The sequence below is a fragment of the Arthrobacter agilis genome (genome assembly GCF_002953615.1).
GTDB lineage: Bacteria > Actinomycetota > Actinomycetes > Actinomycetales > Micrococcaceae > Arthrobacter_D > Arthrobacter_D agilis_B.
Map to the genome: position 1 here is coordinate 2,867,187 of NZ_CP024915.1, position 8,102 is coordinate 2,875,288.

The 8,102-nt window shown below is 69.7% G+C and carries 8 protein-coding genes; 5 read left to right on the forward strand and 3 right to left on the reverse strand.

Annotation, left to right across the window (positions count from 1 at the left end; genetic code table 11):
* The 3 genes from CVO76_RS13975 to CVO76_RS13985 all read right to left on the reverse strand — a co-directional run.
* Nucleotides 1-725, reverse strand: a 725-nt coding sequence (locus CVO76_RS13975; protein ID WP_208741834.1) for a YgfZ/GcvT domain-containing protein, incomplete at its 3' end; no start/stop codon positions are given.
* A 91-nt stretch (nt 726-816) separates the two neighbouring features.
* Nucleotides 817-1,416 carry an FABP family protein gene (locus tag CVO76_RS13980; RefSeq protein WP_087076961.1) on the reverse strand — a complete coding sequence of 200 codons (600 nt, stop codon included), beginning with the start codon at nt 1,414-1,416 and terminating at the stop codon, nt 817-819.
* A gap of 196 nt (nt 1,417-1,612) precedes the next feature.
* On the reverse strand, nt 1,613-2,365 hold the full coding sequence (locus CVO76_RS13985; RefSeq protein WP_244185993.1) for a hypothetical protein: 753 nt from the start codon (nt 2,363-2,365) through the stop codon (nt 1,613-1,615).
* 185 nt (nt 2,366-2,550) lie between these two features.
* Between CVO76_RS13985 and CVO76_RS13990 the strand changes: the two genes are divergently transcribed.
* The 5 genes from CVO76_RS13990 to CVO76_RS14010 form a co-directional block, all read left to right on the forward strand.
* Nucleotides 2,551-3,258 carry a winged helix-turn-helix transcriptional regulator gene (locus CVO76_RS13990; RefSeq protein WP_133082384.1) on the forward strand — a complete coding sequence of 236 codons (708 nt, stop codon included), beginning with the start codon at nt 2,551-2,553 and terminating at the stop codon, nt 3,256-3,258.
* Nucleotides 3,259-3,468: 210 nt separating this feature from the next.
* Complete coding sequence (mshD, locus tag CVO76_RS13995; protein ID WP_133082383.1) at nt 3,469-4,440, forward strand: mycothiol synthase; 972 nt, start codon at nt 3,469-3,471, stop codon at nt 4,438-4,440.
* A gap of 79 nt (nt 4,441-4,519) precedes the next feature.
* Complete coding sequence (locus CVO76_RS14000) at nt 4,520-6,742, forward strand: RNA degradosome polyphosphate kinase (protein ID WP_208739754.1); 2,223 nt, start codon at nt 4,520-4,522, stop codon at nt 6,740-6,742.
* Nucleotides 6,742-7,710, forward strand: coding sequence for an NUDIX hydrolase (locus tag CVO76_RS14005; protein WP_133082381.1), 969 nt, complete (start codon nt 6,742-6,744; stop codon nt 7,708-7,710). The genes CVO76_RS14000 and CVO76_RS14005 overlap by 1 nt, the downstream gene beginning before the upstream one ends.
* Before the next feature lie 191 nt (nt 7,711-7,901).
* The coding region (locus tag CVO76_RS14010; protein WP_208739755.1) for a hypothetical protein at nt 7,902-8,102 on the forward strand (201 nt) is incomplete at its 3' end.

An 8,102-nucleotide genomic window follows, 5' to 3' on the forward strand; every position in this document is an offset into this window, starting at 1 on the left:
GTGCGCATGAGGTCGAGTTCGTGCGGGATCGTCTTCTCGTCCGTCTCGAAGCCCGGCCGGGGCCGCCACGCCGCGATACGCAGCGCTTCGGCCGCCAGCGACCCCGCGAGATCGAGACCCGTGGCGGCCACGACCTCCTCCAGGCGCTCGCGCGGCACCAGGTATTCGAACCAGGGCCGTTCCCGTCCGGGGTGCTCGGTGTCGGCGATGGCCGAGTAGGCATAGCCGCCGATGCCGATCGCGGGCCAGGGATCCTCCCACACGACGACGCCGTCCCCCAGTTCGGGCAGCGCCCGGCTCGCCCCGAGGACGGCCCAGTCGTCGGTGGCGTCGCCGACCTCGACGCGGAGCATGAACTTCATGCGCTCCAGCCAGGCTGCCAGCGGTGCGGCTTCTCCGCCTTCGGTGATGAGCCAGGTGGTGGCGCCGTCGTCCACCACGTGCGCCGAGTACTCGATACGCCCCTGCACGGTCAGGAGCAGGGTCTCGGAACTCCGGCCCGGCTGGAGGCCGAGGAGCAACTGGGAGGACAGCGTGTTGAGCCAGCTGAGCCGGTCCGGACCGGAGACCGTGACCACGCCCCGCTGGGAGAGGTCGACGACGGCCCGGCCGTCGGCGAGGGACCGCTGCTCGCGGAAGGGGTCGCCGTAGTGGGCTGCGACGCCGGCGTCCGCACCGCCGCCTTCGACGGCGCCGGGACGGCTCAGGAGGGGGCTGGATGTCATGACGGTATAACGCCTTCCGGGCGGGACTATTCCTGATGGGCGCCCCGAGGGCTCGCCGCAGTGCTGCTCCGGCCCTACCGGGTCCGTGCTGTCAGGAGGCTTTCTTGAGGATGGCCGAGGCGTGCGCCTCCAGGGAGTTGCCGTCCGCCGCGACATCCCATCGCCAGTAGAGGTTTCCCTCCACCAGGCCGAACAGGCGGGTGGCGGCCGTGTACTCCTTGGAGTGCTGCCCTCGCATCACGAGATCGGTGCTGAGCTGGATCTGGGGTCCCTTGATGCTGCCGTAGTACAGCTCGGCGATACCGCCCGGATGCACGATCGTCGCCGTGATGTCGAACCCGCCGGCGTCGTTGCGGAACTGCTCCACCTCGTCGGCCGTCTTCAGGGCCGGGACGATGTCCGCGGGGCTCAGGCCGGGCCCGACGTCGGCGTCGTTCAGCTTGCGGTCGAGGGCCCAGAACCCGGTCTCCACGGACAGTGGGCGGAGCTGCGAGCCCTGCTCGTCGATGAGCCACGATTCCGCACTGTACTGGAGGTAGGGCAGGCCGTTCTGCGAGAACACGACGCGCTGCGAGAAGCGCTCCGAATCCGCGGTGCCCTCGCCGAGCATCCCCGTCCCCTCCCAGGTTCCGAGGAGCCACGACAGTGGGACCAGCTCGGGCGTCAGGTCGGTGGGCAGATCAATCGACATGGGGTCTCCGGGACAGTCGGCTACTTCTGGCCCTTGTAGAGGCGCGTGATGACGAGGGCCGCGAAACCGGCCATGCCGAGACCGGCGACGACCAGCAGCGAGATGAAGAAGATTTCAAGGGCAAGAATGGACATGCTTCCATCCTAACGCGCGCTCCGCACGGGACGGGACGGGCGGATGTGCGTGCCCGCCTTCCTCAGGACAGGAAGAGTTTGTCGAGGAAATAGACCACGGAACCGATGGCGAGCACGGGGGTGACGCCCGCAGCGACGGCCGCGAGGACGTCGAGGGGCGCGTCGCGGGCCACCAGCAACCTGCGTGTGGCGGCGATGACGGCTCCGCAGGCGAGCCCCACCACGCCCGCGGCGAGCGCGGGGACATCGGTGAACAGGAGGGCGCCGAGGGGTCCCGCGAGCGCAGCGAGGACGACGGCGGCGGGCGCCACGAGCCGGTCCGGCAGGGGCAGGAGTGCGACGGCGATCGCGACGAGGATGCTGACCCCGGTCACCAGCGTCATGCCGGAGTCGGCCGCGTTGGCCGTGAGGCGGTCGGCCGCCACCCATCCGGCGCCCATCGCCACGGCGATGACGCCCGAGCTCGCGCCGAGCGTGGACTCCAGGCGAAGGCTCTGACCGGTCCCGCGGACCAGCTGGATCATGAAGACCGCACCGACCCCGAGGGCCACCGCGGCGGGGAACCAGGCCAGGAAGGACGGCCCCGGCACCGTGGCCGCGAGGATCACCGCGAGCAGGGCGCTCAGCCCGATGGCCGTGGACTGGCTCTTCCTGGCCGGGACGCGGAGCACGTACGGCCAGCCGATCGCAGCCAGGACGCAGACTGCTGCGACGGCGATCGCGAGGACCGGAAGGGCGATGTACGAGGAGGCGACGATGATGCCCGCGGCCGCGGCTGCGGTACCGGCCGCTGCGGCCACACTCGTCCTCTTCACCCCAGCAATACTGCCCTACCGGTCCTACCCGTGGGAAAACCGGGACCACGCGGGGCAGGAGCCCACGTGCGCCCGATCACAGGGCGACGGCTATACTTGTCGAAATCTCTACCGCCCCGGTTCCGGATCCGTGCACCGGTGGCGCCGTTGCCCGATGATGCGCATTCCCGACCCGTGGAGGACCTATGCCGCACATCCTGATGCTCACGAACACCACCGGCTCGTCCGTCGACATCCTGCCGGCGCTCGAACTGCTCAACCACAAGGTGCACATCCTCGCGGCCGAGCCCACGGCGCTCCTGGAGACCGAGCCGTGCGACGTCGTCCTGGTCGATGCGCGCAAGGACCTGGTGGGAGCCCGCTCGCTCACCCAGCTCCTGAAGGCCACGGGCCTGAGCGCGCCCCTCGTCCTCGTCCTCACGGAGGGTGGCATGGCGGCCGTGGCTGCGAACTGGCTGGCGGACGACGTCGTCCTGGACTCGGCCGGCCCCGCGGAGGTGGAAGCGCGCCTGCGCCTCGTGATCGCGCGGTCGACGGCGGCGAGCGAGGAGACCAGCACCGAGATCCATGCGTCCGGTGTCGTGATCGACGAGGCGAGCTACACGGCGCGGGTCGGCGGCGAGCCGCTGAACCTGACGTACAAGGAGTTCGAGCTCCTGAAGTACCTGGCGCAGCACCCGGGTCGGGTGTTCACCCGGGACCAGCTCCTCCACGAGGTGTGGGGTTACGACTACTACGGGGGCACGCGCACCGTCGACGTCCACGTGCGGCGCCTGCGGGCGAAGCTGGGATCGGATCACGAGCAGCTGATCGGGACCGTCCGGAACGTCGGATACCGCTTCACGCTGACCCGGCTCCCGGAGGACCGCAGCGCGGTCAACCAGGACGCCTGAGACGGCAGGATACGCGAAAAGCCCCCTCCACCGCGGGTGGAGGGGGCTTTTCGCATATCCGGGACAGGACCGGATCGTGGTGGAGGACATACGGGTCGAACGTATCGCGGGCACCCCACTGGTGCATCCCCCTCGAGCAGTTCCCGACACTACCGCACCTGCGCCCGGTCGGCCAAAACGCGTGCAGGGAGCGGGGACTAGGCTGGGCGCATGACCGCCGCGCAGCACGCCCCCACCTGGTCCATCGACAGGATCGCCGGCGCCCCGGCGGCCCCGGTCCTCGAGGAGATACGCCGCCTCGCGGCCGCCGCCGTCGAGGCCGACGGCAATCCGCCCTTGTCCGAGCAGACCCTGGTGACCCTCCGCGCGCAGGACGCCGGGGACCGGCTGCTCGTGTTCACGGCCCGGACGCCCGGGCCGGACGACAGCGAGCTCGCCGGTGTCGCCGTCGTCCACCGCAGCACGGAGGACGGCGCGGTCCTCGAACTCGTCGTCGGGCCCGACTGCCGTGGCGAGGGCGCGGGGACCGCCCTCATCGAGGCGGTCCTCGCGGAGGGACTCGACGACCTCCGCGGCTGGTCGCACGGCAACCACTCGGCAGCAGCAGACCTCGCGGACCGCTTCGGCTTCGCACCCGTGCGGGAACTGTGGCGCATGCGCCTGACGCGTGCCGCGGTCGAGGAATCGGTCCCCACCCTGGTACTCCCCGAGGGGGTCGTACTGCGATCCTTCGTCCGCGGGCAGGACGAGGAGGCCTGGCTCGCCGCCAACGCCGCGGCGTTCGCCCATCACCCCGAGCAGGGATCGATGACCCGGGCCGACCTCGAGGCGCGGATGGCCGAGGACTGGTTCGACGCGGAGGGCTTCCTGCTCGCGGTACGCGAGGCGGACGGCGCCCTGCTCGGCTTCCACTGGACGAAGGTGCATCCGGGCATCGGTGCGCATCCGCCCATGGGCGAGGTGTACGTGGTGGGGGTGACGCCGGAGGCCCAGGGCATGGGCCTCGGCAAGGCGCTCACGATCGCGGGCATCGAGCACCTCCACGGCAAGGGCCTGCAGGCCATCATGCTGTACGTCGACGGCGACAATGCCGCGGCCGTCGCGCTCTACCGGAAACTCGGTTTCACGCGCTGGGACGTGGACGTCATGTACGCGGGGAAGACGCCGCAACCCACCTTGTAAGGTTATTTTCGAGGCGTGCCCCGGCCGGTCAGGACGGGGCACCAGCCGCACCACGCCCGCCCACGCTGCAGGAGACGCAATGGATTCAGAGATCAAACGCCGGGGAGCGTCGCTGTACGGGTCTTCCGAGACGGCTCCGGCCCGGGCAACACAGGACCGCATCGACATCCCGGACTTCGCCCCCAGCCTCCTGCCGTCGGGCGACATCCGCCCGGACCGCTTCCTGGACCGCGAGATCAGCTGGCTCGACTTCAACGCGCGTGTCCTCGAACTCGCGGAGGATCCCGAACTCTTCCTCCTCGAGCGCGTCAACTTCCTGTCCATCTTCGCGTCCAATTTGGACGAGTTCTTCATGGTGCGCGTCGCCGGCCTGAAACGACGCATCGCGACGGGCCTCGCGGTGCCGTCGGCCGCCGGGCTCAGCCCGATCGAGCAGCTCGAGAAGATCATGCAGGACGGCTACCAGCTGCAGCAGCGCCACGCGGCCGTCTTCGCCGAGCAGATCCGGCCCGCCCTCGCCCAGGAGCAGATCCACCTCACCACGTGGGGCGAGCTCGACGACGCCGCGCGGGCCGAGCTCCACAAGATCTTCGCCGAGAAGGTCTTCCCGATCCTCACTCCGCTCGCCGTGGACCCTGCGCACCCCTTCCCGTACATCTCCGGCCTCTCCCTGAACCTCGCCGTGGTGGTACGCAACCCCATCAGCGAGAAGGAGCTCTTCGCGCGTGTGAAGGTGCCCGACCAGCTGCCACGTCTGATGTCGGTCGACGGCCCCCGCGCCGGCAATGTCGCCGGCCGGATCGCGCGCTTCATCCCGCTCGAGGAAGTCATCGCCGTCCACCTGGATCAGCTCTTCCCGGGCATGGAGGTCCTGGAGCACCACCTGTTCCGTGTCACCCGGAACGAGGACCTCGAGGTGGAGGAGGACGACGCCGAGAACCTCCTGCAGGCCCTCGAGAAGGAGCTGCTGCGCCGCCGCTTCGGGCCTCCCGTGCGCCTGGAGGTGACCACGGACATCAACCCGAGCATCAGGGCGCTCCTGTCCCGTGAGCTCGGCGTTGAGGAGGACGAGGTCTACAATCTCCCCGCTCCCCTGGACCTGCGCGGGCTCAGCGTGATCGCCGGGATCGACCGGGGGGATCTCCACTACCCCAAGCACGTCCCGCACACGAGCCGCTACCTGAACGAGAGCGAGACGTCGAAGGCGGCGAACGTGTTCGCCGCGATGCGCCGCCGGGACATCCTGCTGCACCACCCGTACGACTCGTTCTCGACCTCGGTGCAGGCCTTCCTGGAGCAGGCGGCCGCCGACCCGAAGGTGCAGGCGATCAAGCAGACCCTGTACCGGACGTCGGGCGACTCCCCCATCGTCGACGCCCTGATCGACGCCGCGGAGGCGGGCAAGCAGGTCCTCGCGCTCGTGGAGATCAAGGCCCGCTTCGACGAGCAGGCCAACATCTCCTGGGCGCGCAAGCTCGAGCAGGCCGGCGTGCACGTGGTCTACGGGATCGTGGGCCTCAAGACGCACTGCAAGCTCTCGCTCGTGGTGCGGCAGGAGATCGACGGGCTGCGGCGCTACTGCCACATCGGCACGGGAAACTACCATCCCCGCACGGCGCGCTACTACGAGGACCTCGGGCTCCTCACGGCCAACGACCAGGTGGGACAGGACCTGTCGCGCCTGTTCAACCAGCTCTCGGGCTACGCCCCGAAGTCCACGTTCAAGCGCCTCCTGGTGGCTCCGCGTTCGGTCCGCTCGGGGCTGATCGACCGCATCGAGCGGGAGATCGCGAACAAGCAGGCGGGTCTCGCGGCGCGCGTGGTCATCAAGGTCAACTCGATGGTGGACGAGGCGATCATCGACTCCCTGTACCGGGCGTCGCAGGCAGGCGTGACGGTGGACGTGATCGTGCGCGGCATCTGCTCGGTGCGTCCCGGCGTCCCGGGCCTCAGCGAGAACGTGACCGTGCGTTCCGTGCTCGGCCGCTTCCTGGAGCACTCGCGCGTGTTCGCCTTCGCGAACGGCGGCGAACCGGCGGTCTTCATCGGATCCGCGGACATGATGCACCGCAACCTGGACCGTCGCGTCGAGGCCCTCGTGCAGCTCAATGCGCCCGAGGACATCTCCTACCTGATGAACCTCATGGACCGCTACATGAACCCGGCCGTCTCCAGCTGGCACCTCGACGAGACCGGCTGCTGGACGCGCCACCACAAGGACGACGACGGCGCGCCCCTCGAGGACATCCAGTCCTGGCTGCTCGCGTCACGGGCACGCCAGCGGGCGGTGTCACGCCGCTGATGGCCGCGACCACGAAGAACGCCACCGCCGTCGTGACCCAGGGCGGCAGCGCGACGGTCGTCGCGGCCGGGACGCTCTGCTGGCGCATCGAGAAAGGCCGGCTCCAGGTCCTGATCATCCACCGTCCCCGGTACAAGGACTGGTCCTGGCCGAAGGGCAAGCTCGATCCGGGCGAGACGACGCCCGAGTGTGCCGTGCGGGAGACCTTCGAGGAGGTGGGCCTGAGCGTGAAGCTCGGCATCCCGCTGGCGACGATCACCTACCCGGTGTCCTCCGGCGACAAGGTGGTGCACTACTGGGCCGCGAAGACCGAACGGCTGAGCCCTGAGCCGGACGGCAAGGAGGTGGACCGCGTCCAGTGGGTATCGCCCGAGGAGGCACGCGACATGCTGACCAGCGCCTCGGACATCGAGCCCCTCGAGTCCCTCATCGCCGCCCATGCGGCGAAGGACCTGCAGACGTGGCCCCTCATCGTGGTGCGGCATGCCAAGGCCAAACCTCGGTCCTCGTGGAGCAGGGCCGAGGGCGAGCGACCCCTCGCCGCCACGGGCCGGCGCCAGGCGATCGCGGTCAGCCGCCTCCTGCAGGCCTGGAACCCCGAACGCGTGGTCAGCAGTCCCTGGGTGCGCTGCGTCCAGACCATCTCCCCCTACGTGAACCAGCGCAGCGCGAAGCTCAAGCTCGTCGACGCCCTCACCGAGCACGACGCCGCCCGGAAGCCGGGGCGCGCCCGGAACGCCGTGGAACGCGTGTTCGACAAGCGCCGCCCCGTCGCCCTGTGCACGCACCGTCCCGTACTCCCCCTGGTGTTCTCGGTCCTGGGCAACCACATGACGAGCAGGCTGCGAGCACTGCTCCCCGTCGAGGACCCGTACCTGGCACCCGGCGAAGCGGTGATCTGCCAGGTCAGCACCATCAACCAGGGTCGCATCGTCTCCGTGGAGCAGTTCCGCGCCTACGACGACTGATCGGTGCCCGAGCGGACAGGGCCTCCACGGACATCCCCTGCCCCTCGCACCGTCCTAGGACCGGAGGACGACCGGAGGACGACCGGTCGGCGTCGATTCACCACTTCCGGCGCCGCCATTCATGCCGCGTTCACCCCCCGGGTCTACCGTGAGGTGCTCCTGCAGGATCCAGCACCGAGGACGGGACGGACATGGCTGATGTGAAGGGGCTCATACGGGGGCTCGCACCGCACGAGATCGATCAGATCCACAGGATCGGGCCTGCCGGGCGCCTGACTCCGAAGCTCCTGCACGCCATCGACCGGGCCGCCGGCGGCCCGGGTGAGGGCCGCGGCTACTACGTGTACGGCAGCTCCGCGGGGACGGATCGACCCCGACCGTTCGTGCTGCGC